This window comes from Candidatus Micropelagos thuwalensis (genome assembly GCF_000469155.1).
GTDB lineage: Bacteria > Pseudomonadota > Alphaproteobacteria > RS24 > RS24 > Micropelagius > Micropelagius thuwalensis.
The window spans coordinates 409,606-435,012 of sequence record NZ_AWXE01000004.1 but is presented as its reverse complement, the minus strand read 5'-3'; the positions used below and the strand labels follow the sequence as shown (position 1 = coordinate 435,012).

The window sequence follows — 25,407 nt, the reverse complement described above, 5'->3', positions numbered from 1 at the left end:
GGAGAGGTGAACTCATGTCTCATACGACGCTCTATGATAAAATCTGGCAGGCGCATCTTGTGGATGAACAGGATGACGGCAATTGCCTCCTTTATATTGACAGGCATCTCATTCATGAGGTCACCAGCCCGCAGGCTTTTGAAGGGCTAAGAATGTCAGGTCGTCAGGTACGTGTTCCATCCAAAACACTTGCCGTTGCTGACCATAATATCCCAACAACCAATCGTGCCGGCGGTATTGAGGCCATTGAAGACGAGCAAAGCCGTATTCAAATCGAGACACTTGAAAAAAACTGCGCTGACTTCGGTATTGACCATATTGGTATGATGGACTTGCGCCAGGGCATTGTGCATGTCACCGGCCCTGAGGAAGGATTTACCCTGCCGGGCTTAACCATTGTTTGCGGTGATAGCCATACATCAACACATGGTGCGTTTGGTGCACTTGCACATGGCATTGGTACTTCTGAGGTTGAGCATGTGCTTGCTACGCAGACGCTGGCTCAACGCAAAGCGAAGAATTTCCGCGTCAATGTTATTGGCGAAGCGCCTGATTACATCACGGCTAAAGATATCGCGCTTGCTGTTATCGGTGAAATTGGTACAGCCGGCGGTACAGGTTATGTTCTGGAGTATGCAGGCCCGGCAATTGAAGCGCTGACTATGGAAGGGCGGATGACGCTTTGTAATATGTCTATTGAGGCGGGTGCACGTGCAGGACTGATTGCGCCGGATGAAAAGACATTTGAGTATTTAAAAGACAAACCAAGAGCGCCAAAAGGTGCAGATTGGGATGCTGCTGTTGCCTATTGGCAGACATTGCGGTCTGACCCTGAAGCTGTTTTTGATCGAGAAATCACGATTGATTCAGCGAATTTGCCGCCACTTGTTACTTGGGGAACAAGTCCGCAGGATGTGATTTCCATTAATGGTCGTGTCCCGGATCCGGCAGAAATTGATAATGAAGCGCGTCGCAAAGCAACCGAGCGTGCGCTGTCCTATATGGGTCTGGAAGCTAATATGCCTGTTCAGTCAATCGAGATTGACCGCGTTTTCATCGGCTCTTGCACCAATAGCCGGATTGAAGATTTGCGCGCCGCAGCAAAAGTGATTGACGGGAAAAAAGTTTCTGACCGTGTGAATGCCATGGTTGTGCCTGGTTCAGGTCTTGTTAAAAAACAGGCCGAGGCAGAGGGGCTTGATAAGATTTTCCTCGATGCTGGATTTGAATGGCGTGATCCGGGTTGTTCCATGTGTCTCGCTATGAATGCGGATAAGTTATCCCCGCAAGAGCGTTGCGCGTCGACGTCGAACAGAAATTTCGAGGGGCGTCAGGGGCGCGAGGGCCGGACGCATCTTGTTTCGCCAGCCATGGCGGCGGCAGCCGCTATTCGCGGTCATTTTGTCGATATTCGTGACTTTTAATCGGAGGCTACCCTAATGGAAAAATTTACAACCCTCGAAGGAATTGCCGCTCCGCTTGATATGATAAATGTCGATACGGATATGATTGTGCCTAAACAGTTTTTGAAAACAATTAAGCGCTCCGGTCTGGGTGCAAATGTTTTTGATGAAATGCGCTTTCGCCCTGACGGCTCTGAAATTGAAGATTTTGTTCTCAACTTGCCAGACTACCGTCAGTCGCAAATTCTGGTTGCTGGTGATAATTTCGGTTGTGGGTCAAGCCGGGAACATGCGCCATGGGCGTTGCTAGATTTCGGCTTCCGTTGTGTTATCGCGCCGAGCTTTGCCGATATTTTCTTTAATAATTGCTTTAAAAACGGCATTTTGCCGATTGCTTTACCTCAAGCTGAAGTTGACAAATTAATGTCCGATGCCAAGCAGGGTAATGGCACCGTTCTGACAATCAATCTGGAGGCACAAACCATTGCGCGTCCAAATGGCGAAACGATTTCTTTCGACGTTGACCCGTTCAGAAAGAATTGTCTGATAGAAGGTTTGGACGATATTGGTCTGACCCTTAAAAAAAGTGAAAAAATTGACGCTTTTGAAGCTGAACGCAATCAGCTTGCATGGTGCTAGATATCCTTAATTTGAGATAATCTGACTATTTATAAGAGGTAACCTCATGGGGAAAATATTAATGCTTCCGGGCGACGGTATTGGTACGGAAGTGATGGCCGAAGTGCGGCGTATCATTGATTGGTATGGTACACAGCGTGGATTTGATGTCACAATTGATGAAGATCTTGTTGGCGGCTGTGCCTATGACGAGCATGGTCAGGCGATTTCCGATGCGGCGATGGAAAAAGCGCATCAATCCGACGCGGTAATGCTTGGTGCTGTCGGTGGCCCGCAATGGGATGGCGTTGCCTATGATGTGCGTCCCGAGGCAGGGCTTCTCAGATTGCGAGGTGAATTGGGGCTGTTTGCAAATTTACGTCCCGCGATTTGTTTTGCTGCCCTTGCTGATGCGTCTTCTTTAAAACGCGATATTATCGAAGGTCTGGATATTCTGATTGTGCGCGAACTGACCGGTGGCGTTTATTTTGGGGAGCCGCGCGGGATTGAAGATCTCGGTGACGGTCAAAGACGCGGCGTGAACACGCAGGTTTACGAGACCTACGAAATCGAACGCATTGCCCGCGTCGCTGGTGACCTTGCCATGAAACGCGACAAGCGATTGGCGTCGGCAGAAAAACGCAATGTGATGGAAAGTGGTCTCCTCTGGAATGAAGAAGTCACCCGCGTCATCGGAAATGAGTTTCCTGAACTTGAGTTGGAACATGTGCTAGCTGATAATTGCGCGATGCAACTTGTCAGAAATCCGAAACAATATGATGTGCTGGTCACAGATAACCTGTTTGGTGATTTACTGTCAGATGTCGCGGCGATGTTGACCGGCTCACTCGGCATGTTGCCGTCTGCGGCGCTTGGCGCTGCGGACTCTGAAGGTCGTTCTAAAGCTATGTATGAACCCGTGCACGGCTCAGCGCCAGATATTGCTGGACAGGGCATTGCTAATCCGATTGCTACGATTATGTCTTTTGCTATGGCGCTGAGATATAGTTTTAATCGCGGTCAGGACGCAGATTTGTTGGAAGCCGCTGTGACACATGTTTTGGATAAGGGCATTCGCTGTGGCGATATTATGCAACCCGGTATGGAGAAAGTCGGCACAGTGGGAATGAGTGATGCAATACTGGCATCGCTGAATGAGTTGCAGGAGCAATATTCATAATGGGTTATCGTATTGCCATTGCTGGCGCGACCGGAAATGTCGGCAGAGAAATTCTAAATATTCTGTCGGAACGCGGGTTTCCGGCAACGGAAGTTTTTGGCTTGGCGTCACGTCGTTCACAGGGCAAAGAAATAAGCTTTGGCGACCAGACGCTTAAAGCTTCCGCTATGGAAAATTTTGACTGGTCGAAAGCCGATATCGCTTTGTTTGCCTGCGGTTCGTCTGCGACCAAAGAATTTGCGCCGAAAGCGGCGGCGGCGGGTTGTGTGGTAATTGACAATAGCTCTCTCTACCGCATGGATGAGGATGTGCCGTTGATTGTCCCAGAAGTTAATGTCGAGGCATTGGCGGGCTACACCAAGAAAAATATAATCGCCAATCCAAATTGCTCGACTGCACAACTGGTTGTCGCGTTAAAACCCCTTCATGATATCGCACAAATCAAACGCGTTGTGGTGTCAACTTATCAATCCGTATCGGGTGCAGGTAATGCTGCTATGGATGAGTTATTCACTCAGACCCGTGGCATATTTGTGAATGATGAGATGGTGAAGGAGAACTTCACGAAGCAGATTGCTTTTAATGTCATTCCTCATATTGATGTTTTTATGGATGATGGCAGCACCAAAGAAGAATGGAAAATGGTGGTTGAGACGAAAAAAATTCTTGATCCAGCCATTGAGATGACCACGACCTGCGTGCGCGTGCCGGTATTTGTCGGGCATTCAGAGGCGGTGACGATTGAATTCGCCAAGCCAATTGACGAGAAACAGGCGCGTGAGGCTTTGCGTGAGGCACCCGGATTGCTCGTTGTCGATAAAAGAGAAGATGGGGGCTATGTCACGCCGGTTGAATGTGTTGGCGACTATGCGACTTTTGTGTCGCGTATCCGAAAAGACCCGACTGTTGAAAACGGGCTGAATATTTGGGTGGTTTCTGACAATCTAAGAAAAGGTGCGGCGCTGAATGCTGTTCAAATCGCTGAAGAACTTGTCGAGCGTCACTTAAAGGCAAAAACCTAAAATGAGCTTATCCGACACCCGTCTTCATCCAAGGCGAAGTGCGCTCTTTATGCCGGGTAGCAATGATAGGGCGCTCACAAAGGCGCGGACACTGCCCGCAGATTGTATCATTATTGATTTTGAAGATGCGGTCTCACCAGAAGACAAACAGCTCGCGCGTGATACGGCAGTTTCACATCTGCAACAGGGCGGTTTTGGCAAGCGGGAACGCATTGTACGAATCAATGATCCATCAGATGCAATTGGGCAGGCGGATATTGCCGCAATTACCGCGCTTAGTGGTGATGAGCTACCGGATGCGATATTATTGCCAAAAATAAATGGCAAGGCTGATTTAGATATTACCGGACTGCCGGCGGAACTACCCCTTTGGGTGATGGTTGAGACCGCGCCTGCGGTTTTAAATTGTGCTGAAATCGCTGCGCATCCGAGGGTAACCTGCCTCATTGCAGGCATAAATGATTTAGCGAAAGACATGCAGATTCGGTTGGCATCTGACCGTCAATCCAAAAGAGAGGGAATGCTCTATGCCCTTTCGAAAATGGTCACAGCTGCGCGGGCGCATCACATCAGCGTTCTTGATGGGGTATTTAATGATATCAATGACCTAGATGGTCTTGGTCAAGAATGTGAACACGGCATTGCACTTGGTTTTGACGGAAAGACGCTAATACACCCTCAACAGATTGAAACGGCAAACAGGCTTTTTGCGCCGACATCAGACGAGATTGGTGAGGCGGAAAACATTATTGCGGCCTTTCAGAGTCCAGAAAATGCCGGTAAAGGCGTCATTAAAGTGAACGGAAAAATGACCGAATTACTTCACTTGCAACAGGCTAAGCGCATAGTTGCTATTGCGGCGGCGATACAAGAAATAGAGAGTTAAAAGCTAATTTACCCCCCTATTTCTGTCTGATACCTGCGCCGACCTGTCGCACTGGCAGGGATGACATAATCAAATGTGAAGAGTATAAGAGGAAATGAACTTGGGAAGTGAGAATGTCAGATACAACAGACAAAATAGTTAACGGCGAAACCCGTCAGAGACCGCTATCGCCTCATATCCAGATTTATCGCTGGACGCTGACAATGTTTCTGTCCATTTTGCACCGCGCAACAGGGATAGCTCTTTATGCGGGTACTCTGTTGCTTGTCTGGTGGTTGATGGCGGCGGCAACCGGGCCTGAGGCTTTTGCCTTTTTTCAAAATGTTGCTGGAAGCTGGATAGGACGACTGGTTCTGTTTGGTTACACATGGGCGCTGTTTCATCACATGTTTGGTGGGATTAAGCATTTTATTTGGGATACTGGCGCTGGGTTTGAGCTTTCCACGGTTGAGTGGATTTCACGCGGTGCGACTTTGATACCTATCCTGCTGACGCTTATCAGTTGGGTTTTGGCTTATAAATTCATGGGGGCATTTTAATGTCTGAAATGCGTACACCGCTTTCTCGCGTGCGGGGCCTGGGATCTGCTAAAAAAGGCACGGAGCATTTTTGGCTTCAACGTGTCACAGCGTTGGCTAATATTCCGCTTGCCGTCTTTTTTGTTAGTGCAATGGTTGCACATGCAGGGGCTGATTATGTGACCGTCACAGCCTTCCTGTCTCGCCCGATTGTGGCGCTGGTCATGCTTTTACTGATTTTAAGTATGGTTTGGCACATGCGTTTGGGTTTACAAGTCGTTATAGAAGACTATATCCATGGTCATATGGCCAAACTCTTGGCGCTTATTCTGAATACCTTTTTTGCCTTAGCTGTCGGCACCGCAAGTGTGCTGGCCATTTTGAAACTTACACTGGCCTGAAGCGGCCTCCCGTGGAGTAAAGAATGAGTGAATACGAATTTATAGACCACACTTATGATGTCGTTGTTGTTGGCGCCGGTGGTTCTGGCTTGCGCGCTGCGCTTGGTTGTTCCGAACGGGGCCTTAAAACCGCCTGTATTTCGAAAGTTTTCCCCACCCGTTCTCATACGGTTGCAGCACAGGGCGGTATTTCAGCCGCCCTAGGTAATATGGGTGATGATGACTGGCGCTGGCACATGTATGATACCGTGAAGGGGTCAGACTGGCTTGGCGATCAAGACGCGATTGAATATCTGTGCCGTAACGCGCCCGAAGCAGTTTACGAGCTTGAACATTTTGGTGTACCTTTCTCTCGAACCGAAGAAGGTAAGATTTATCAACGTCCGTTTGGCGGCATGACCACCAATTTTGGTGAAGGAATTGCCCAGCGTACTTGCGCTGCTGCTGACCGGACGGGTCATGCCATTCTGCATACGCTTTATGGACAATCACTGCGTCATTCGACGGAGTTTTTCATCGAGTATTTCGCCCTGGATTTGATGATGGATGATGAAGGCCGATGCATTGGTATCACAGCTCTGTGCATGGCTGATGGGTCACTTCACCGTTTCAGAGCGCATGAGACCATTTTGGCAACCGGAGGTTACGGGCGGGCTTATTTCTCGGCAACGTCTGCCCATACCTGTACAGGTGACGGTTCTGCCATGGCAGTTCGTGCTGGATTACCCCTTCAGGATATGGAGTTTGTCCAATTCCACCCAACAGGAATTTATGGTGCAGGTTGTCTGATTACTGAAGGCTCTCGCGGTGAAGGTGGTATCCTCATTAATTCTGAAGGTGAGCGTTTTATGGAACGTTACGCCCCCTCAGCAAAGGATTTGGCATCTCGTGATGTTGTTTCACGCTCCATGACGATTGAAATTCGTGAAGGGCGTGGTGTCGGGCCACAAAAGGATCACATCTATTTGCATCTTGATCACCTTGACCCCGATGTTTTGGCAGAACGTCTACCGGGTATTTCTGAGAGTGCGCGTATTTTCGCCGGTGTGGATGTCACAAAAGAGCCAATTCCTGTCTTGCCAACTGTGCATTATAATATGGGTGGTATCCCAACCAATTATCACGGTGAAGTGCTTAACCCGACGGAAAGCGAACCAGATCGAACCGTTCCCGGCCTTATGGCGATTGGTGAAGCGGCATGTGTGTCCGTCCACGGTGCTAATCGTCTGGGTTCTAATTCACTGATTGATCTCGTTGTGTTTGGTCGTGCGTCTGCCATTCGGGCGGCTGAGTTGGTTTCACCGGGGCAATCACACGCTGCGATGCCTGCTGATGCCGGTCAGAATGCTATTGATCGTCTTGATCACTTCCGTCACGCTGATGGCAGCACACCGACCTCAGAACTGCGACTTGAAATGCAACGTACCATGCAGGAAAATTGTGCCGTATTCCGTTCCGGTGAAGTGCTGGAAGAGGGTTGCCAGCGCATGCGCAAGGTTGTTGAAGGCATGTCAGATATTTCAGTATCAGATCGTTCATTGATATGGAATTCCGATTTGATTGAAACGCTTGAGTTTGACAATTTGGTGGTTCAGGCTGTCACAACGGTTGAAGGTGCGAATGCGCGAGAGGAAAGCCGAGGCGGTCATGCTCGTGAGGACTTCCCAGACCGCAATGATGACGACTGGATGAAGCATACGCTTGTCTGGGTTGGTAGCACACGCGAAGGTGCCACCCCGACGATTGGTTATCGTCCTGTCCATGAGCATACGCTGACAAATGAAGTTAGCTATATTGAACCCAAAGCGCGCGTTTACTAAGCAATTAAGGAAGCAGTTATGGTTGAGATTGCCCTGCCCAAAAATTCCCGTGTTCAAAAAGGCGTTGTTCACAAAGCCGATAAAAAGCTTGAAAAACCCCGGACACTAAAAATTTATCGTTGGGATCCGGAAGATCCAGCAAACCCACGCATGGATACTTATGAGATTGATGCTGCGGATTGTGGCCCAATGCTTTTGGATGCGCTCATTAAAATCAAGAACGAGATTGATCCGACACTAACTTTCCGCAGATCTTGCCGTGAAGGTATTTGCGGATCTTGCGCCATGAATATTGACGGTCAAAACACCTTGGCTTGTACTAAAGGTCTGGATGAGACCAAAGGTAAAATTACTGTACGTCCTTTGCCTCATATGCCTGTCATTAAAGATTTGGTACCTGATTTAACTAACCTTTACGCGCAGTATCAATCTATCGAACCATGGCTGAAAACCGATACGCCGCAACCGCAAAGTGAATGGAAACAATCCCGCGAAGATCGTGAAAAGCTTGACGGTCTTTATGAATGTATTTTATGCGCTTGTTGTTCGACATCCTGCCCATCTTACTGGTGGAATTCCGATAAATATCTCGGCCCTGCTGTATTACTCCAAGCTTATCGCTGGCTCATTGACAGTCGGGATGAGGCGACGGGAGAGCGTCTTGATGATCTTGAAGACCCATTCCGCGTCTATCGTTGTCATACAATTATGAATTGTGCCAAGGCCTGCCCGAAGGGATTGTCTCCTGCTAAGGCCATTTCCGAGATTAAAAAAATGATGGTAACCCGCGAGGTCTAGTGCCTCTTGTTTATTTCTGGGCTGGTCAAATGGCACCGAAATCAGTAAACCCTCATTATGAACTCGGAGCCTCTCGCAAAATATAACGCGCTGATTGAGAGCGGTATTCTGCAGCCTGATAGCGGTCAAGCGGATGTTGTTGTGCGGCTTAATAGCTTAAATGAAATGCTCAAGCCAACAAGCTTCACCCAAATTTTCAAAAAAAAGCCGTCACCGCGCGGGATTTATATTCATGGTGATGTTGGGCGTGGCAAGTCCATGCTGATGGATTTGTTTTATGAGAGTGCCGAGGAGAAAAGAAAAAGACGTGTACATTTTCATGCTTTCATGCAGGAGGTGCATGAACGGATACATGACTATCGTCAGCAATTAAAAAAAGGTCTCGTAAAAGGGGATGACCCTATTCCGCCAGTCGCTTCTGACTTGTCAAAATCGGCCCGACTGCTTTGTTTTGATGAGTTTCAAGTCAAGGATATTGCCGATGCGTCTATTCTGGGTCGTTTATTCGAAGCTTTGTTTTCCGCAGGGGTGATTGTGGTGGCAACTTCAAATCGTATCCCGGATGAGCTTTATCAAGGTGGGTTAAACCGCCATCGCTTTTTGCCATTTATTGATTTGTTAAAAACACGTGTTGATGTGCTGTATCTCGACAGCCCGACAGACTATCGCCTCGACAGATTGAAAGGTTATCCCGTCTGGTTCAAGCCTATTGGTTCAGCAGCTCGTAATGAAATGGATAATGCCTTTATACGCATGACAGGTGGTGCGGATGCCATACGCGCTACACTTTCAGTTAAAGGTCGCGAGGTGGTTATCCCAAATTCGGCACAAGGGGTTGCACGATTTGAATTTACCGATTTGTGTACAGCTAATTTAGGTGCTGCTGATTATCTTGAATTGGCACGAATTTTCCATACGGTCTTCATCGATAATATTCCCATACTGTCACCCGAACGCCGCAATGAAGCTATCAGATTTGTAAATCTGATAGATGCGCTTTACGAGCATAAGGTAAAATTGTTGGCGTCTGCGGAGGCTGATCCGTCTGAACTTTATCCTTTGGGAGACTCTGCCTTTGAGTTTCGCCGGACGGCTTCAAGGTTATATGAGATGCAATCCGAAGACTATTTCAGTCTCGGGCATAATTCAGGCGCAGACATTACTGATGAAGTCTGAATTGGAAAGCGCATCAGGGTTGCATCAGGCTTCTAAAAAAGGTAACTGAAAGATGCAATTCACAAATGGAGGTTTCCCATGGCACGCAAAAAAATAGCACTTATCGGTGGTGGACAAATTGGCGGCACACTGGCACATCTGGCTGGGCTTAAAGAGCTTGGAGATGTCGTCATTTTTGACATTGTTGACGGTGTACCTCAGGGCAAGGCGCTCGATCTCGCACAAAGTTCTACGGTAAGTCATTTTGATGCAAATCTTAAAGGAACCAAATCCTACGCCGCCATTAAAGGCGCAGATGTTGTTATCGTAACCGCAGGTGTTCCTCGCAAGCCGGGGATGAGCCGAGATGATTTGCTCGGTATTAACCTAAAAGTTATGAGCCAAGTCGGTGACGGCATAAAGAAATATGCCCCGAAGGCTTTTGTGATCTGTATCACCAATCCATTAGATGCCATGGTATGGGCATTACAAAAATCATGTGGCCTCCCTAAAAATATGGTCGTCGGTATGGCGGGCGTGCTGGATTCTGCCCGTTTCCGTTATTTCCTTGCCGATGAAATGAATGTTTCTGTGAAAGATGTCACCGCTTTTGTGCTTGGTGGACATGGCGACACGATGGTGCCATCTGTTCGCTATTCCACTGTTGCAGGTATTCCTTTGCCGGATCTGGTAAAAATGAAATGGATTACCCAGAAAAAAGTTGATGAAATTGTCCAGCGGACACGCGATGGGGGTGCGGAAATTGTGGCTCTGTTGAAAAATGGATCTGCCTTTTACGCCCCTGCAGCAGCGGCGATTGAAATGGCTGAAAGCTATTTGAAAGACCAGAAACGTGTTTTGCCATGCGCGGCGCATCTTAACGGTCAATATGGTCAAAAAGGGCTTTATGTCGGTGTGCCGGTGGTTATAGGCGCCAAAGGGGTTGAAAAAATCGTCGAAATCAAACTCGATGCTGGTGAACGCGTAGGTTTTAGAAAATCTGTGACTGCTGTGAAGGGTCTGATTAAGGATTGTCAAAAGATTGATCCCAAGTTGAAATAAGACCTCTGCCCAGCGATTTGAGGAAATTTCTTTAGGCATTTCGCAATAAGTAATACTTAATTTACTAAAAATAGTTGAGCCAAGGGCTTAAGCTGATAAAAAAGCTTTTTTTTGCGGTTTTCTGCGCCGATTAAGCTTGTTTGCATTTGGTCAATCAGTTAGCCTTGGGTGAAATAAAATTAATCTGAGGGTAAATAATGAATATTCACGAGTATCAGGCTAAAGCTGTGTTGAAGAGCTTTGGCGTATCTGTGCCGCGGGGAGGCATTGCTTTTTCTCCGGATGAGGCAGTTCAGCATGCTGAAAGCCTTGGCGGTCAGGTATGGGTTGTTAAGGCACAAATTCACGCCGGTGGTCGCGGTAAAGGCGGCGGTGTTAAAGTTGTTAAATCTGTGGACGATGTTCGCGCTGAAGCAGATCGTATGCTCGGAATGACCCTGATTACTCATCAAACAGGCTCAGAGGGCAAGGAGGTCGGCAGGGTTTATATTGAAGAAGGCTCTCAAATTGACCGTGAGCTTTATCTCTCCATTCTCGTTGATCGGGCGACATCTAAAGTGTCATTCATTGCCTCTACAGAAGGCGGTATGGATATTGAAGAAGTAGCTGCTGAAACCCCTGAGAAGATTTTAACCGTTGGTATTGACCCGGTTGCTGGCATAACCGATGCGAATGGCCAAGAAATCGCTGCAGCTCTTAAGCTGACCGGCAATCAGGTTGATCAATGTGTGACACTGGTTAAAAATCTTTATAAAGCGTTTGTTGATACAGATATGAGTCTGCTTGAGATTAATCCGCTGGTTGTTAATGGTGCCGGTGATTTGATTTGCCTCGATGCGAAAGTCAATTTTGATAGCAATGCATTATATCGCCATGACGATATTGTTGAATTGCGCGACCTCTCTGAGGAAGATCCTGCTGAAGTTGAGGCGTCTAAATACGATCTCAGCTATGTCAAGCTGGACGGCTCAATCGGTTGTATGGTGAATGGTGCCGGTCTTGCTATGGCAACCATGGATATTATCAAACTTTATGGTGAAGAACCTGCGAACTTCCTTGATGTAGGGGGCGGCGCGTCGAAGGAAAAAGTTACTGAAGCTTTTAAAATCATTCTGTCTGATCCAAACGTTAAAGGTATTCTGGTGAATATTTTTGGCGGCATTATGCGTTGTGACATTATCGCGGAAGGCGTCATTGCTGCGGCATCTGAGCTTGCGCTCTCTGTGCCTCTGGTGGTTCGTCTTGAAGGGACGAATGTCGAACAAGGTAAGGAGATTATGGCAGCTTCCGGTCTGGCCATTATTCCTGCCGATAATCTTGAGGATGCTGCGGAAAAAATTGTTGCCGCTGTAAGGGAGGCCGGGTGATGTCAGTACTTGTTGGAAAAGATACCAAAGTTATTTGTCAGGGCTTCACTGGTAGCCAGGGCACATTCCACTCTGAACAGGCAATTGCTTACGGCACTCAAATGGTTGGCGGTGTCACACCTAAGCGGGGTGGGGAAACCCATCTCGGACTGCCCGTTTTTGACACAGTCGCGGAAGCTGTTGACAAAACCGGCGCTACGGCGAGCGCGATTTATGTGCCGCCCCCTTTTGCTGCCAATGCAATTCTTGAAGCCATTGAAGCTGAGATTGAACTCGCTGTCTGTATTACCGAAGGTATTCCGGTTATGGATATGATTAAGGTCAAAAGTGCTCTGCAGGGTTCCAAGACAAGGCTTGTTGGTCCGAACTGCCCAGGTGTGATTACACCTGGTGAATGTAAAATCGGTATTATGCCCGGTCATATTCACCGTCCCGGCAGTGTTGGTATTGTTTCGCGTTCCGGTACATTGACTTACGAAGCTGTGGCACAAACCACTGCGGCGGGGCTTGGTCAGTCGACATGTATCGGTATTGGTGGCGACCCTGTAAACGGTACGAACTTTATTGATTGTCTGGAATTGTTTCTGGGCGATGACCAAACCGAGTCCATCATTATGATTGGTGAAATTGGCGGTTCGGCGGAAGAGGAAGCTGCAGAGTTCCTTAAATCGTCATCGGTTAAAAAGCCGGTAGTGGGTTTTATTGCAGGTGTTACAGCACCTCCCGGACGTCGTATGGGCCATGCTGGTGCCATTATTTCGGGCGGCAAAGGTGGTGCTGAAGATAAAATGGAAGCTATGCGTTCTGCGGGCATCACGGTGTCTCCGTCGCCTGCAGCATTAGGCACCACATTGTCCCAAATTTTAAACGGATAGCTGTTTTAGACCGTAAGGGAATTTACGTTCATGAGTACACAGAATGAAGATGACAACATGGTGACAGGAGAAGCCGGTCACCGCACTGCTTTTCTCGATGGTGCGAATGCCTATTATATCGAGCAGCTTTATGAACAATATCTTTCCGCGCCTGCATCTGTGGATCGGGGCTGGAAAGAATTTTTTGACAATCTTGGTGCTGCTGAAAAAGGCAATGAACGGTTACGCCCAAGCTGGGAAAAATCGCATTGGCCAGAAACACCGAATGGGGAGATTACCTCTGCTTTAGATGGTAACTGGGGGGATGATGCATCCCCAGTTCAAATTGCCGGACAGATTGCCGAGAAAATCGCTACCCGTTCAGACGAAAATGGCGTGGTTCTTAATGAAGAGTCGCTTCGCTCGGCAACGATTGACTCTGTCCGCGCGATTATGATGATTAGGGCGTATCGCGCACGTGGGCATCTGGCCGCGGATTTGGATCCGCTGGGTCTTGAGCCACCCAAATCGCATCCTGAGCTGGAGCCGGAAAGCTACGGTTTCACTCAGACCGATTATGATCGAAAAATTTTCATTGACTATGTTCTGGGGCTCGAATTTGCTTCTATCAGAGAGATGCTTAAAATCCTTAAGCGTACCTATTGCGGACGTTTGGCACTGGAGTTCATGCATATTAGTGACCCAGATGAAAAGAGCTGGTTACAGGAACGCATGGAAGGCCCCGATAAGGAAATCAGTTTTACCCCTGAAGGTAAGAAGGCGATTTTCTCGAAGCTTGTCGAAGCTGAGGGGTTAGAGAAGTTTATCGACGTTAAATATACCGGCACGAAGCGGTTTGGACTTGATGGTGCGGAGTCAATTGTACCTGCGCTTGAACAGATTATCAAACGCGGGGGGAACCTCGGTGTTAAGGAAATTGTCATTGGCATGCCTCATAGAGGCCGGTTGAATGTCCTGACAAATGTAATGTCCAAACCTTTCCGAGCACTGTTTAGCGAATTTAAAGGCGGTGCCGCGCATCCTGATACGGTTGAGGGGTCTGGCGATGTGAAATACCATTTGGGGACCTCATCTGACCGTGAATTTGATGGCAATAAGGTTCACCTTTCTCTAACAGCTAACCCATCACATCTTGAAGCGGTTGACCCTGTCGTACTTGGTAAAGCGCGGGCGAAACAAGATACTTATAAACTTGAAAACGGTAAATCAGACCGTTCAAGTGTTATTCCTTTGCTTCTCCATGGTGACGCGGCGTTTGCCGGTCAGGGCATAGTGGCGGAATGTTTTGGCCTCTCCGGTCTTGTCGGGCACAAATCCGGCGGGTCTATCCACTTTATTGTTAACAATCAAATTGGTTTTACAACCAATCCGAGGTTTTCGCGTTCCTCACCTTATCCCTCAGATGTTGCGAAAATGGTCGAGGCGCCGATTTTCCATGTAAATGGTGATGATCCCGAGGCAGTTGTCTATGCGACGAAGGTGGCAACCGAGTTCAGACAAAAATTCCTTAAACCCGTTGTGATTGACATGTTCTGCTATCGCAGATTTGGCCACAATGAAGGGGATGAGCCTGCCTTTACGCAACCACTTATGTATGCCCGCATTAAAGAACATCCTTCTGTTGTGAGCGTTTATGGTCGCCAGCTCGTTGAAGAAGGCCTGTTTTCACAAGACGAGGTAAACGCACAGCTCAGTAATTACCGTGCGATGCTTGAAACCGAATTCGAGTCTGCCAATGAGTTCAAACCGAATAAGCCTGACTGGCTTGACGGTCGCTGGTCAGGTCTTGAAAGCAAGCGCCGTGAAGAATTCGTTAGAGGCGAAACGGGTGTAGATGCCGATCGTTTGCGTGATATTGGTGAAAGACTGACATCAGTGCCTGATGGCTTTAATTTACATAAATCTCTTACGCGCCAGTTAAAGAATAAGCAGAAAATGTTCGAGACTGGCCAAGGTTTCGATTGGTCAACCGCTGAAGCATTGGCATTTGGTAGTTTGATGCGAGAAGGGTTTCCGGTTCGCTTGTCTGGTCAGGATAGTGAGCGCGGCACATTCTCCCAACGTCATTCTGTTTGGACAGACCAACAAAATGAGGATCGTTATAAGCCTCTGCAAAACCTGTCCGATGATCAAGGCTCTTATGAGGTGATTAATTCCATGTTGTCCGAGGCTGCAGTGCTTGGGTTTGAATATGGTTATTCGCTGGCTGAACCGAACGCGCTGGTATTATGGGAAGCACAATTTGGTGATTTCGCTAATGGTGCTCAGGTTATGGTGGATCAGTTTATTTCTTCTTCCGAAGCCAAATGGCTGCGCATGTCGGGTTTGGTGATGCTTCTGCCGCATGGCTATGAGGGGCAAGGGCCGGAGCACAGCTCTGCGCGATTGGAGCGATATTTGCAATCCTGTGCTGAAGAAAATATGCAGGTCGCCAATGTGACAACCCCGGCAAATTATTTTCATATTTTGCGGCGTCAACTCCATAGAAATTACCGCAAGCCGCTTATTCTGATGACACCAAAATCACTGTTACGACATAAAGAATGTATTTCCTCACTTGAGGATATGTCGCTTGGTTCTTCATTCCATCGCGTATTTTGGGATAATGATGATATACGTCTCGACGGACATCTCAAAGAGGCTGACAAAATCCGCCGCGTGGTGATGTGTAGCGGCAAGGTCTATTATGATTTGAGCAAGGCGCGGAATGAAGCTGGGCTAAATGATGTTTACATTATGCGGATCGAGCAGCTTTACCCCTATCCTGAAACTGCAGTCAAACAAATGCTGAGCGCTTTCCCTCAGGCAGAGATGATTTGGTGTCAAGAAGAGCCAAAAAATATGGGGGCTTGGACATTTATTGAGCCTTATCTTGAACAAACCCTCTTGTCGATTGACGCTAAGTATACCCGGCCTGTTTATTCGGGCAGGGCAGCTTCTGCTTCAACTGCAACAGGTTTGATGGCACGCCATCAGGCGGAAATGGAGAGCTTCATAAATGATGCGCTCGGACTATCGGCATAGAGATTATCCACAAAAAGCCTTTCGGCTTGAGATGACACAGTAGATGACACAGTCAATGACCCGCGTAAAATGAAAAGAGTGAGGACATAAAATGAGTACTGAAATCCGCGTTCCAACTTTAGGTGAGTCCATCACAGAGGCGACAGTCGCCCAATGGTACAAAAAACCCGGTGAAGCCGTTTCTGCCGATGAACCACTCTGTGAGCTTGAAACGGATAAGGTAACTATTGAAGTTCCTGCACCTTCTGCCGGCGTTATGGGAGATGTAGCGGTTGAGGATGGCGCAACTGTTGAAGTTGGCGCCTTGCTTGGTGAAATTCTTGAAGGCACAGGGGCAGGTGCCATAGCGTCCTCGCCTTCAAACGATGCGCCTGTTTCAGCACCATCGGAGCCTCGGGCTACAGATACAAGTGAAGCCCCAAAGCAAGAACCTGCTGTAAAATCTGCTACCGAAGAAGGGGTATTGGCACCATCTGTCCGTCGTTTGGTCGATGAGCATGGCCTTGATGCTGCCGCATTGTCAGGCTCCGGCAAAGGAGGACGCTTAACGAAAGGCGATGTGCTTGAGGCCGTTGAAAAAGGCGTCACAACATCTGCTGAAATTCCTGCGCCTCTGGTCAGTGCGAGATCTGATGACTCATCAGGTCTACCGCAGCTTGAAGAACGTGTGAAAATGACTCGCTTGCGCCAAACAATCGCCAAGCGTTTGAAAGAGTCTCAAAACACGGCTGCTATGCTGACGACTTTTAATGAAGTTGATATGTCGGAATTAATGTCGGTTCGCAGCGCTTATAAAGAGCAGTTTGAGAAAAAACACGGTGCCAAACTCGGCTTTATGAGTTTCTTTGTGAAAGCGTGTGTTGTTGCCTTGCAGGAAATCCCTGCAGTTAATGCCGAAATTGACGGAACAGACATTGTCTATAAGCATTATGTGAATATGGGTGTTGCCGTTGGCACTGATAAAGGACTTGTTGTGCCGGTTGTCCGCAATGCCCATCTGATGGGCTTTGCAGAAATTGAAACCACCATTGCTGAATATGGACAAAAAGCCCGCGAAGGCTCTCTGGCGATTGATGATTTGCAGGGGGGTACATTCACCATTTCCAATGGCGGGGTTTATGGCTCTCTCATGTCGACGCCAATTCTGAACAGCCCGCAATCCGGTATTCTGGGCATGCATAAAATTCAGGAGCGTCCGATTGTTGTCGATGGGGAAATTGTCGTCCGTCCCATGATGTATCTTGCCTTAAGCTATGACCACCGAATAGTCGACGGTAAGGAAGCCGTGACCTTCCTTGTGCGCGTCAAAGAAGGGTTGGAAAATCCTGAACGTCTCTTATTAAACCTCTAGGAGAATTAAATGTCTGAAGAAGTTGGTGATGATTTTGATCTTGTGGTTATTGGCTCAGGCCCAGGTGGATATGTTTGTGCCATCCGAGCTGCACAATTAGGCCTTCGGGTAGCTTGTGTTGATAAACGCGGCAGTCATGGCGGGACATGTTTAAATATCGGCTGTATCCCCTCCAAAGCTCTTTTGCATGCTTCAGAGGTGTTTGCAGAGGCCGCACATGCAGGCGATATGGGTATCCAACTTGGTAAGCCGAAACTCGATTTACCGGCAATGATGACATACAAAGAAAATGGCATTACCGGTAATACGCAAGGGATTGATTTTCTCTTTAAGAAAAATAAGGTCGAGGCGCTGCACGGGTCGGCGATGATTGTCGCCTCAGGCAAGATTGAGGTCAGCTTGTTGGCAGGGGGAACGCGCACCCTAAACACGAAAAATATTGTCATTGCGACGGGTTCTGAGAGCACCCCGCTTCAAGGCGTTGAGATTGATGAGAAACTTGTTGTGACGTCCACCGGTGCGCTCGAATTTGACGCCGTTCCGAAACATTTATTGATTGTTGGCGCCGGTATTATCGGGTTGGAACTCGGCTCGGTCTGGGCGCGTCTGGGCGCTGAAGTGACAGTCGTTGAATTTTTGGACCGGATCACCCCCGGTGTTGATGAAGAAGTGGCAAAACAATTCCAGCGGATTCTCCAAAAACAAGGTTTCAAGTTCCTGCTCGGTAAAAAAGTCACTGAGGTCAAACCCCTAAAGGCAAGTGTCAAGGTGACGATAGAACCCGCACAATCTGAGGGTGAGGCGGAAACTCTATCAGTTGACAAGGTATTGGTATCCATTGGTCGTCGTCCTTATACAGAAGGGCTTGGCTTGGAATCAGTTGGTGTTCAACTGGATGTTGCAGGCCGCATTGAAACCAATGGTTTCAAGACAAATGTTGACGGTATTTATGCGATTGGTGATGTTATTTCAGGCCCTATGCTCGCGCACAAGGCAGAAGATGAGGGCATCGCGGTTGCTGAGATGCTGGCCGGTAAATCAGGTCATGTGAACTATGATGTGATACCGGGAGTGATTTATACTGCGCCAGAAGTTGCTTGGGTGGGGCTTAATGAAGAAGAGCTGACCCAGAAAGGCGTTGATTATCGCATCGGGAAATTCCCGTTTATGGCGAATGGTCGCGCAAAAGTAAACCACACGACGGATGGCTTTGTGAAAATTTTGGCAGATACCAAAACGGACCGCATTTTGGGTGTTCATATTGTCGGGCCTGAAGCGGGAAATATGATTGCCGAGGCTGCGGTTGCGATGGAATTTGGCGGTAGCGCAGAAGATTTAGCGCGGACATGCCACGCGCATCCAACATTGACAGAAGCTGTTAAAGAAGCTGCGCTGGCGGTGGAAGACCGTGCGATTCACATGTAAGTTTTAAAGCTTTGATCTTGGATGGGCGTTTTTATAAATACGCCCCAGTTCAGTGTCTTCGATTTCAGTATAAATTTGTGTTGAGCTGAGACTGGTGTGACCGAGCAATTCCTGAATGGTTCTTAAGTCACCGCCCGCCGCCAATAAGTGCGTGGCAAAACTGTGTCTAAAGGCATGTGGGGTCACGGTATCTGGAAGCCCCATAGAGCGGCGACACTTCTCCACTATCATCTGAACTTGTCGGGCGGAAAAACGCCCGCCTCTAACCCCTCTGAAAAGGGGGTCGTCATCTTTAAAAACAAATGGGGCGGCTTGAATATATTGTTGAATGGCATTTTCGATGAGCGGCAGGATTGGCGCATCCCGTTGCTTTTTGCCTTTGCCCATTATGCGGATAGAAATATTATCTGGTTTAGGGCGGTCGCCATACGACAGGTTGAGAGCTTCTGAAATACGTAACCCGCATCCATAAATCAGCACCAGCAAAGCTTGATTTCGTAAATTCTCCCATGGGTGTGAAGACATATCACCTGCAAGTGATATCATTTGTAAGGCATCGCTTTGAGACATGGGGCGGGGTAAAGATTTGGGAATTCTGGGTGAATTCACAATTTTGAAAGCCGCACTTACAGGATAGTTTTTTTCTGAAAGATAAAGTGTGAAAGAGCGAAGACCCGACAAGCTTCGGGCGAGTGATCGGCTTTGTGTGGCTTCTACATTACGCCGTTTGGCTAAAAAGCTTCTTACATCCATGGCTTTTAGAGTATCAAAGGAAGCCGGACTGACTTCCTGCCCAGAATGTTCGGCGAGGAAGGCAATGAATTGTGTGACATCGCGCAGATAGGCTTCAACCGTATGCCTACTAAGGTCTCTTTGATTGAGTTCACTCAACCAATCATCAATCAAAGTTTGTAGGTCAGCATTGGCTGTCATGAAAAAAAACCATGAAATGAGGGTAGATGTTTTCCTGGTAACATTTGGTCAAAATCCAAGCTTCACTTATGATGAATCTAATTATGCCATAAAACCAAGAATGGGACACGCAACATTATGCCAATGACAGAGAATGACAACATAATGATTGTTGCTGTTTGCCTGGCCGCTAATGTGCCTAAAATATTTCGTTATGCTGTGCCGCAAAATACAGAACTTTCGCCCGGGCAATTTGTACTTGTTCCGTTTGGCAGAAAAAAACTTCCTGGTGTTATATGGGAAGCGCAACGCCCATGGCAGAAAAGTGACCCGCCTAAAGACAAGCTGAAATCAGTTGAACAGATTTATGATATCCCGCCACTTTCTGAAGAAAATCGGCAATTTGTTGATTGGGTATCGTCTTATGTGATGAGTCCACAAGGGGCAGTGCTTAAATTATTGTTGAGTGTGCCTGATGCGCTTGCACCTGAAAAACCTGTGACTGGTTGGCAGGTGTCTGACAAACGTCCGTCGCGGATGACTGATGCCAGACGACGAGTCTTTGCATCGCTTTTACCTGGGATGACCCTGCGAACCGGAGATTTGACTGAAGCAGCATCGGTGTCGGCTTCTACGCTGACATCGCTGGCAAAAGAAGGGGCCCTGATAAAGTCCGACCTACCTGCAGAAATTTTATTTGGTACGCCAGACCCTAACTATCGCCGGGTGCAATTTTCTAATGAACAGACTGAAGCCGTTACTAAGCTAACTGATAATTTAGAGAAAAGGGGCTTTCGATGCTATTTACTCGATGGTGTGACCGGATCAGGCAAAACGGAAGTTTTTTTTGAGGCTATCGCCGCGGCACTTGCCAATGGAAAATCTGCTCTTGTCCTTTTACCAGAGATTGCCCTGACGGAGCAATTATTGGCGCGGTTTGGTGATCGATTTGGCTGTGCGCCTGCTTTATGGCATTCCGGGCTGACCCCATCAGAACGTCGGCGAACGTGGCGTGCCATAGCGGAGGGTAAGGTCAAGGTAATGATTGCTGCACGTTCGGGTTTGTTTTTGCCGTGGCGGAATCTGGGTGTGATTGTTGTAGATGAGGAACATGACCCTGGTTTCAAGCAGGAAGAAGGGGTGATTTATAATGCGCGTGATATGGCGGTCGTGCGGGGGCGGCTAGCTGATGCGACAGTTATTCTATCATCTGCAACGCCGTCGCTGGAAAGCTATATCAATGCGCGGGATGGGCGGTATTATCTTGTCAAACTCTCGAGCCGGCATGGCGCGGCAGGCATGCCGGATTTATCTTTGATTGATATGCGGCTGGACCCGCCTGCACGGGGGCAATGGTTATCTCCAGCGATGGTGTCGTCCATGCAAGACGCACTTAACCGGGGAAAACAGGCTTTGCTGTTTCTCAACCGCAGAGGGTATGCCCCGCTTACCTTATGCAGAAATTGTGGGCATCGTTATGCTTGCTCAGATTGTGATTCATGGCTTGTTGAACATCGGAGCAAAAACATTATGGCCTGCCATCAATGTGGGAGTGTGCGGGATATCCCCGATAAATGCGAAGAATGTGGTGAGGTTGACTGCCTGACAGCTTGCGGGCCAGGTGTGGAGCGTGTGCTGGAGGAAGTCGGGCAGGTGTTTCCCGATAAAAAAGCGGCTGTTTTATCCTCCGATATGGTCGGACAGTCTGGCGAACTTCAGCGTCAGCTCAAACTTATTCAAAATGGGGAGATAGATATTATTATTGGTACTCAGATTATCGCCAAAGGTCATCACTTCCCTGAATTGGGTTTTGCGGGCGTTGTCGATGCTGATTTAGGGCTTGGCAATGGAGATTTACGGGCGGCGGAACGCACCTATCACACATTGCTTCAAGTGTCCGGTAGGGCGGGGCGGGAAGCCTCAAAAGGCACTGCGATGCTTCAAAGTTATATGCCTGACCATCCGGTTTTACAGGCTTTGATTGCGGGGGAACGTGATTTATTTTTTGAGCGTGAGGCAGAAATGCGATCGCAGTCCGGTATGCCCCCTTTTGGGCGTTTGGCAGGTCTTGTTTTGTCTGGCCAGGATTTAGCTACCCTGAATCATTTTGCCAGAGATTTGGCTGCGGTGATACCTACCTCGGATGAGGTGCGTGTTCTTGGCCCCGCACCTGCACCCATTGCGCGCATCCGCAACCGATACAGGCTAAGATTTCTTGTAAAAGCCGGAAAACAGGCGAAAGTCCAGCAATTTATCGCTCTATGGCTGTCTAAAATAAAAATACCAAGCCAGATTCGGCTGGCGATAGATATTGACCCTTATAGTTTCTTATAAGCCCAATTCTAAACTACAGACAGTTAACGTAAATTAATCCCCAAAAGCTGTGTCAAAACGCCCTCATCCTCTATTGCAAGCGGGCGCATGCTGTGCTAACTCACTCAAAATATTGATGTCATTCCTGCTTATATTTGCTCGTATTTTAAGGCAAATACAGCAGTCAGCGCACAAAGGTATATCATTGGTTCTGATATGAGTTCTTCAAGTGTTGATTCATCCAAACCAGAATTTGAAGGTTCCGTCTCGGGTCTCTCCGGTCGTTACGCCTCTGCGCTTTTTGAGCTTATGCAAGAAGCTCCTGATACCGACCAAAAAGACATCAGCAATTCAATGGATGTTCTTTCAGGTTTGTTCGGGGTAGACCAAAGCTTCGGGGATATGCTCGTTAGCCCCGTAATTTCAGTCGAAGATAAAGAAAACTCGCTGGTGAAAATTTTTTCAAAAGCGTCAATCGGTCAAACCGTGACTAATTTCGCGGTGCTTGTTGTTAAAAATCGCCGTTCTTTTCTGTTACAGGATATTTGCAGAGCCTTTAAAGCGCTGGAGGCTAAAGCGCGCGGTGAAATGACCGCACATGTGACGACTGCGAGCAAGCTTTCAGAACAGCACGAAAATAAATTAAAGCAGCAGCTTAAAAATAAATTCGGACAGGACATTAGTGTCATTGCCGAGGTCGATCAGACATTATTGGCAGGCATGATTGTGCGTGTCGGTAGCCGGATGATTGACGACTCTCTACGAACAAAACTTTTTACATTGAAACAAGCCATGAATGAGGCGGGATAATGGACATTAAAGCATCTGAAATAACTTCCATCCTAAAACAACAAATTAAGGACTTTGACAGTAAGTCCGAGGTTTCTGAGATTGGACAGGTTCTTTCTGTCGGTGATGGTATTGCAAGAATTTATGGTCTGGATAATGTTCAGGCTGGTGAGATGGTTGAATTCCCAGGTGGAATTCGTGGCATGGCGCTTAACCTTGAAGAAGATAATGTCGGGGCTGTAATTTTTGGTTCTGACCGCGATATTCGTGAGGGTGATACCGTAAAACGGACAGGCGATATTGTGTCTGTGCCCGTCGGTAAAGAACTTCTGGGCCGTGTGGTCGATCCGCTGGGCAACCCTTTGGATGGTAAAGGGCCGATTAACGCCTCTGAGAACCGTAAAGTGGATGTGAAAGCCCCGGGTATTATTCCACGTAAATCTGTGCATGAGCCAATGCAAACCGGTCTCAAAGCCGTTGATGCGCTTATTCCAATCGGTCGGGGTCAGCGTGAATTGATTATTGGTGACCGCCAAACAGGTAAAACAGCTATTGCTGTTGATGCGATTTTGAACCAGCGCGCCGTAAATGAGGGCGATGATGAAAGTGCCAAGCTTTACTGCGTTTATGTCGCTATTGGGCAAAAGCGTTCAACAGTTGCCCAAATTGTGAAGACCCTCGAAGAAAATGATGCGCTAAAATATTCAATCGTTGTTGCTGCAACGGCCTCAGAAGCTGCACCGCTGCAATATCTTGCGCCATTTGCGGGTTGCACCATGGCGGAATATTTTAGGGATAATGGCATGCACGCCATGATTACCTATGATGATTTGTCAAAACAGGCTGTTGCCTATAGACAAATGTCACTCCTGCTGCGTCGTCCACCAGGACGTGAGGCCTATCCGGGTGATGTTTTCTTCTTGCACTCACGTCTTCTCGAACGTGCTGCGAAAATGAATGATGAATTTGGCGCCGGTTCCATGACGGCACTTCCGATTATTGAAACGCAGGCCAATGACGTATCGGCGTATATCCCGACCAATGTGATTTCAATTACCGATGGTCAGATCTTCCTAGAAACAGATTTGTTCTATCAAGGTATTCGCCCTGCAGTGAATGTCGGTCTATCGGTTTCACGTGTGGGGTCTGCGGCTCAGATTAAAGCTATGAAGCAGGTAGCGGGTAAGATTAAAGGTGAATTGGCGCAATATCGTGAAATGGCGGCTTTTGCTCAGTTTGGTTCTGACCTGGATGCAGCGACTCAACGCTTGCTTAATCGCGGTGCCAAGTTGACAGAATTGCTGAAACAAGGCCAGTTTTCTCCGCTTCAGGCCGAAGAACAAGTTGTCGTGATTTATGCGGGTGTGAATGGTTATTTGGATGAATTGCCTGTTGCCGCTGTTGGACGTTTTGAACAAGAATTGCTGACGCATGTTCATGCGAAGGAAAGCGACCTGCTTTCAACCATTCGGACTGAAAAAGCCCTTTCGGATGATACAGAGTCCAAACTTAAATCTGTCATTGAAGGTTTCGCAGCTAAATTTGCTGCCTGATTGATCGGTTTTAGGCAAAAGAAGAGCAGATGGCATCTTTAAAAGAACTTCGGAATAGGATTTCAAGCGTTAAAGCAACGCAGAAAATCACACGTGCCATGCAGATGGTTGCGGCTTCCAAGCTTCGCCGCGCTCAGGAGGCCGCTGAGGCGGCGCGTCCTTATGCGGAACGTATGAGCCTTGTACTTGCCAATCTTGCTGCTGGTGTTGCCGGTCAAGATGGTGCACCTGCGCTTCTTTCTGGTACAGGTAAAGAAGACACACATTTATTGGTAGTTGCCACAGCGGAACGTGGTTTGTGCGGCGGTTTTAACGCTTCCATCGCTAAATTGGCGAAGGAGCGTGCCCTTGCCCTTAAAGCTGAAGGCAAAACAGTCAAAATTTTGTGTATCGGGCGTAAAGGCGGAGATTTGCTGAAGCGCGATTTTGAAGACGTCATGCTCGAAACAGTGACATATCAAGGATTGAAATCTGTCGGTTTTGAACAGGCACAAGAAGTTGCTACGCAAATTCTGGAGCTTTTTGAAACAGAGGCCTTTGATGTTTGTTCGCTTTATTATTCAGAATTTGTGAATGTTATTACGCAAAACCCTAAAGAATTGCAGATTATTCCTGCACATCTTGATGAAGACACCACACTTGATTTGGGCGGTGCGTCTTATGATTACGAACCAGAGGAAAATGAAATCTTGGATGCGCTTCTGCCGCGCAATATTTCTATCCAAATTTTACGAGCTCTGCTTGAAAACTCCGCGAGTGAACAAGGTGCGCGTATGAGCGCCATGGATAATGCGACTCGGAATGCCGGTGAAATGATTGACAGTCTGACGATTACCTATAACAGGTCAAGACAGGCGCAAATCACAAAGGAATTGATTGAAATTATATCTGGAGCAGAAGCACTATAATTGCTCTTAACTGAACCAACTTAATGA

21 protein-coding genes are annotated in these 25,407 nt (G+C 47.8%); 20 read left to right on the top strand and 1 reads right to left on the bottom strand.

What is annotated here, in order from left to right; all coding sequences use genetic code 11:
• Positions 1–14: 14 nt before the first annotated feature.
• The 16 genes from leuC to lpdA all read left to right on the top strand — a co-directional run bounded on the left by leuC (position 15) and on the right by lpdA (position 18,905).
• Complete coding sequence (gene leuC / locus RS24_RS06690; protein ID WP_021777439.1) at positions 15–1,424, top strand: 3-isopropylmalate dehydratase large subunit; 1,410 nt, start codon at positions 15–17, stop codon at positions 1,422–1,424.
• Positions 1,425–1,439: 15 nt separating this feature from the next.
• Positions 1,440–2,042, top strand: a complete 603-nt coding sequence (leuD, locus tag RS24_RS06685; RefSeq protein ID WP_021777438.1) for a 3-isopropylmalate dehydratase small subunit — start codon at positions 1,440–1,442, stop codon at positions 2,040–2,042.
• 46 nt (positions 2,043–2,088) lie between these two features.
• Positions 2,089–3,201: a 3-isopropylmalate dehydrogenase gene (gene leuB / locus RS24_RS06680; RefSeq protein ID WP_021777437.1), complete on the top strand. Its 1,113-nt coding sequence runs from the start codon at positions 2,089–2,091 to the stop codon at positions 3,199–3,201.
• On the top strand, positions 3,201–4,223 hold the full coding sequence (locus RS24_RS06675; RefSeq protein ID WP_021777436.1) for an aspartate-semialdehyde dehydrogenase: 1,023 nt from the start codon (positions 3,201–3,203) through the stop codon (positions 4,221–4,223). The genes leuB and RS24_RS06675 overlap by 1 nt, the downstream gene beginning before the upstream one ends.
• 1 nt (position 4,224) lies before the next feature.
• Complete coding sequence (locus RS24_RS06670) at positions 4,225–5,109, top strand: HpcH/HpaI aldolase/citrate lyase family protein (protein ID WP_021777435.1); 885 nt, start codon at positions 4,225–4,227, stop codon at positions 5,107–5,109.
• 113 nt (positions 5,110–5,222) lie between these two features.
• Positions 5,223–5,648, top strand: a complete 426-nt coding sequence (gene sdhC, locus RS24_RS06665) for a succinate dehydrogenase, cytochrome b556 subunit (RefSeq protein ID WP_021777434.1) — start codon at positions 5,223–5,225, stop codon at positions 5,646–5,648.
• Positions 5,648–6,028 carry a succinate dehydrogenase, hydrophobic membrane anchor protein gene (sdhD, locus tag RS24_RS06660; protein ID WP_021777433.1) on the top strand — a complete coding sequence of 127 codons (381 nt, stop codon included), beginning with the start codon at positions 5,648–5,650 and terminating at the stop codon, positions 6,026–6,028. The genes sdhC and sdhD overlap by 1 nt, the downstream gene beginning before the upstream one ends.
• A gap of 23 nt (positions 6,029–6,051) precedes the next feature.
• Positions 6,052–7,848, top strand: a complete 1,797-nt coding sequence (sdhA, locus tag RS24_RS06655; protein WP_021777432.1) for a succinate dehydrogenase flavoprotein subunit — start codon at positions 6,052–6,054, stop codon at positions 7,846–7,848.
• Between the two features lie 18 nt (positions 7,849–7,866).
• Positions 7,867–8,646 (top strand): succinate dehydrogenase iron-sulfur subunit, encoded by a 780-nt coding sequence (locus RS24_RS06650; RefSeq protein ID WP_021777431.1) that lies wholly within the window; start codon positions 7,867–7,869, stop codon positions 8,644–8,646.
• A gap of 57 nt (positions 8,647–8,703) precedes the next feature.
• Positions 8,704–9,822 carry a cell division protein ZapE gene (gene zapE, locus RS24_RS06645; protein ID WP_021777430.1) on the top strand — a complete coding sequence of 373 codons (1,119 nt, stop codon included), beginning with the start codon at positions 8,704–8,706 and terminating at the stop codon, positions 9,820–9,822.
• A gap of 78 nt (positions 9,823–9,900) precedes the next feature.
• Positions 9,901–10,863, top strand: coding sequence for a malate dehydrogenase (mdh, locus tag RS24_RS06640; protein ID WP_021777429.1), 963 nt, complete (start codon positions 9,901–9,903; stop codon positions 10,861–10,863).
• A gap of 197 nt (positions 10,864–11,060) precedes the next feature.
• Positions 11,061–12,230, top strand: coding sequence for an ADP-forming succinate--CoA ligase subunit beta (sucC, locus tag RS24_RS06635; RefSeq protein ID WP_021777428.1), 1,170 nt, complete (start codon positions 11,061–11,063; stop codon positions 12,228–12,230).
• Positions 12,230–13,105 (top strand): succinate--CoA ligase subunit alpha, encoded by an 876-nt coding sequence (gene sucD, locus RS24_RS06630; RefSeq protein WP_021777427.1) that lies wholly within the window; start codon positions 12,230–12,232, stop codon positions 13,103–13,105. Before sucC ends, sucD begins: the two co-directional genes overlap by 1 nt.
• A gap of 30 nt (positions 13,106–13,135) precedes the next feature.
• Complete coding sequence (locus tag RS24_RS06625) at positions 13,136–16,129, top strand: 2-oxoglutarate dehydrogenase E1 component (RefSeq protein ID WP_021777426.1); 2,994 nt, start codon at positions 13,136–13,138, stop codon at positions 16,127–16,129.
• A gap of 91 nt (positions 16,130–16,220) precedes the next feature.
• Positions 16,221–17,480: a 2-oxoglutarate dehydrogenase complex dihydrolipoyllysine-residue succinyltransferase gene (gene odhB, locus RS24_RS06620; protein WP_021777425.1), complete on the top strand. Its 1,260-nt coding sequence runs from the start codon at positions 16,221–16,223 to the stop codon at positions 17,478–17,480.
• Between the two features lie 9 nt (positions 17,481–17,489).
• Positions 17,490–18,905, top strand: a complete 1,416-nt coding sequence (gene lpdA / locus RS24_RS06615) for a dihydrolipoyl dehydrogenase (RefSeq protein ID WP_021777424.1) — start codon at positions 17,490–17,492, stop codon at positions 18,903–18,905.
• Between the two features lie 3 nt (positions 18,906–18,908).
• Here lpdA and RS24_RS06610 read toward each other — a convergent pair whose 3' ends face one another.
• A complete protein-coding gene (locus RS24_RS06610) occupies positions 18,909–19,838 on the bottom strand; it encodes a tyrosine recombinase XerC (protein WP_021777423.1) in 930 nt (309 codons plus the stop codon).
• 117 nt (positions 19,839–19,955) lie between these two features.
• Here RS24_RS06610 and RS24_RS06605 point away from each other — a divergent pair, with 117 nt between their 5' ends.
• From RS24_RS06605 to RS24_RS06590, 4 genes are all read left to right on the top strand, one after another.
• Positions 19,956–22,151 (top strand): primosomal protein N', encoded by a 2,196-nt coding sequence (locus tag RS24_RS06605; protein WP_021777422.1) that lies wholly within the window; start codon positions 19,956–19,958, stop codon positions 22,149–22,151.
• 195 nt (positions 22,152–22,346) lie between these two features.
• Positions 22,347–22,940 carry an ATP synthase F1 subunit delta gene (gene atpH / locus RS24_RS06600; RefSeq protein ID WP_021777421.1) on the top strand — a complete coding sequence of 198 codons (594 nt, stop codon included), beginning with the start codon at positions 22,347–22,349 and terminating at the stop codon, positions 22,938–22,940.
• A complete protein-coding gene (gene atpA, locus RS24_RS06595) occupies positions 22,940–24,472 on the top strand; it encodes a F0F1 ATP synthase subunit alpha (protein WP_021777420.1) in 1,533 nt (510 codons plus the stop codon). Before atpH ends, atpA begins: the two co-directional genes overlap by 1 nt.
• A 29-nt stretch (positions 24,473–24,501) precedes the next feature.
• Positions 24,502–25,380: a F0F1 ATP synthase subunit gamma gene (locus RS24_RS06590; RefSeq protein WP_021777419.1), complete on the top strand. Its 879-nt coding sequence runs from the start codon at positions 24,502–24,504 to the stop codon at positions 25,378–25,380.
• The last annotated feature ends 27 nt before the right edge of the window (positions 25,381–25,407 follow it).

Excerpts from the sequence above, each read along its gene's own strand:
- RS24_RS06610 (WP_021777423.1), bottom strand. The coding sequence starts at position 19,838 with ATGACAGCCAATGCTGACCTACAAACTTTGATTGATGATTGGTTGAGT.
- RS24_RS06650 (WP_021777431.1), top strand. The coding sequence starts at position 7,867 with ATGGTTGAGATTGCCCTGCCCAAAAATTCCCGTGTTCAAAAAGGCGTT.
- RS24_RS06675 (WP_021777436.1), top strand. The coding sequence starts at position 3,201 with ATGGGTTATCGTATTGCCATTGCTGGCGCGACCGGAAATGTCGGCAGA.
- atpH (WP_021777421.1), top strand. The coding sequence starts at position 22,347 with ATGAGTTCTTCAAGTGTTGATTCATCCAAACCAGAATTTGAAGGTTCC.
- sdhD (WP_021777433.1), top strand. The coding sequence starts at position 5,648 with ATGTCTGAAATGCGTACACCGCTTTCTCGCGTGCGGGGCCTGGGATCT.
- zapE (WP_021777430.1), top strand. The coding sequence starts at position 8,704 with ATGAACTCGGAGCCTCTCGCAAAATATAACGCGCTGATTGAGAGCGGT.
- leuB (WP_021777437.1), top strand. The coding sequence starts at position 2,089 with ATGGGGAAAATATTAATGCTTCCGGGCGACGGTATTGGTACGGAAGTG.
- lpdA (WP_021777424.1), top strand. The coding sequence starts at position 17,490 with ATGTCTGAAGAAGTTGGTGATGATTTTGATCTTGTGGTTATTGGCTCA.
- RS24_RS06670 (WP_021777435.1), top strand. The coding sequence starts at position 4,225 with ATGAGCTTATCCGACACCCGTCTTCATCCAAGGCGAAGTGCGCTCTTT.
- leuC (WP_021777439.1), top strand. The coding sequence starts at position 15 with ATGTCTCATACGACGCTCTATGATAAAATCTGGCAGGCGCATCTTGTG.
- odhB (WP_021777425.1), top strand. The coding sequence starts at position 16,221 with ATGAGTACTGAAATCCGCGTTCCAACTTTAGGTGAGTCCATCACAGAG.
- sucD (WP_021777427.1), top strand. The coding sequence starts at position 12,230 with ATGTCAGTACTTGTTGGAAAAGATACCAAAGTTATTTGTCAGGGCTTC.
- sdhA (WP_021777432.1), top strand. The coding sequence starts at position 6,052 with ATGAGTGAATACGAATTTATAGACCACACTTATGATGTCGTTGTTGTT.
- mdh (WP_021777429.1), top strand. The coding sequence starts at position 9,901 with ATGGCACGCAAAAAAATAGCACTTATCGGTGGTGGACAAATTGGCGGC.
- sucC (WP_021777428.1), top strand. The coding sequence starts at position 11,061 with ATGAATATTCACGAGTATCAGGCTAAAGCTGTGTTGAAGAGCTTTGGC.
- RS24_RS06605 (WP_021777422.1), top strand. The coding sequence starts at position 19,956 with ATGCCAATGACAGAGAATGACAACATAATGATTGTTGCTGTTTGCCTG.
- RS24_RS06625 (WP_021777426.1), top strand. The coding sequence starts at position 13,136 with ATGAGTACACAGAATGAAGATGACAACATGGTGACAGGAGAAGCCGGT.
- sdhC (WP_021777434.1), top strand. The coding sequence starts at position 5,223 with ATGTCAGATACAACAGACAAAATAGTTAACGGCGAAACCCGTCAGAGA.
- RS24_RS06590 (WP_021777419.1), top strand. The coding sequence starts at position 24,502 with ATGGCATCTTTAAAAGAACTTCGGAATAGGATTTCAAGCGTTAAAGCA.
- atpA (WP_021777420.1), top strand. The coding sequence starts at position 22,940 with ATGGACATTAAAGCATCTGAAATAACTTCCATCCTAAAACAACAAATT.
- leuD (WP_021777438.1), top strand. The coding sequence starts at position 1,440 with ATGGAAAAATTTACAACCCTCGAAGGAATTGCCGCTCCGCTTGATATG.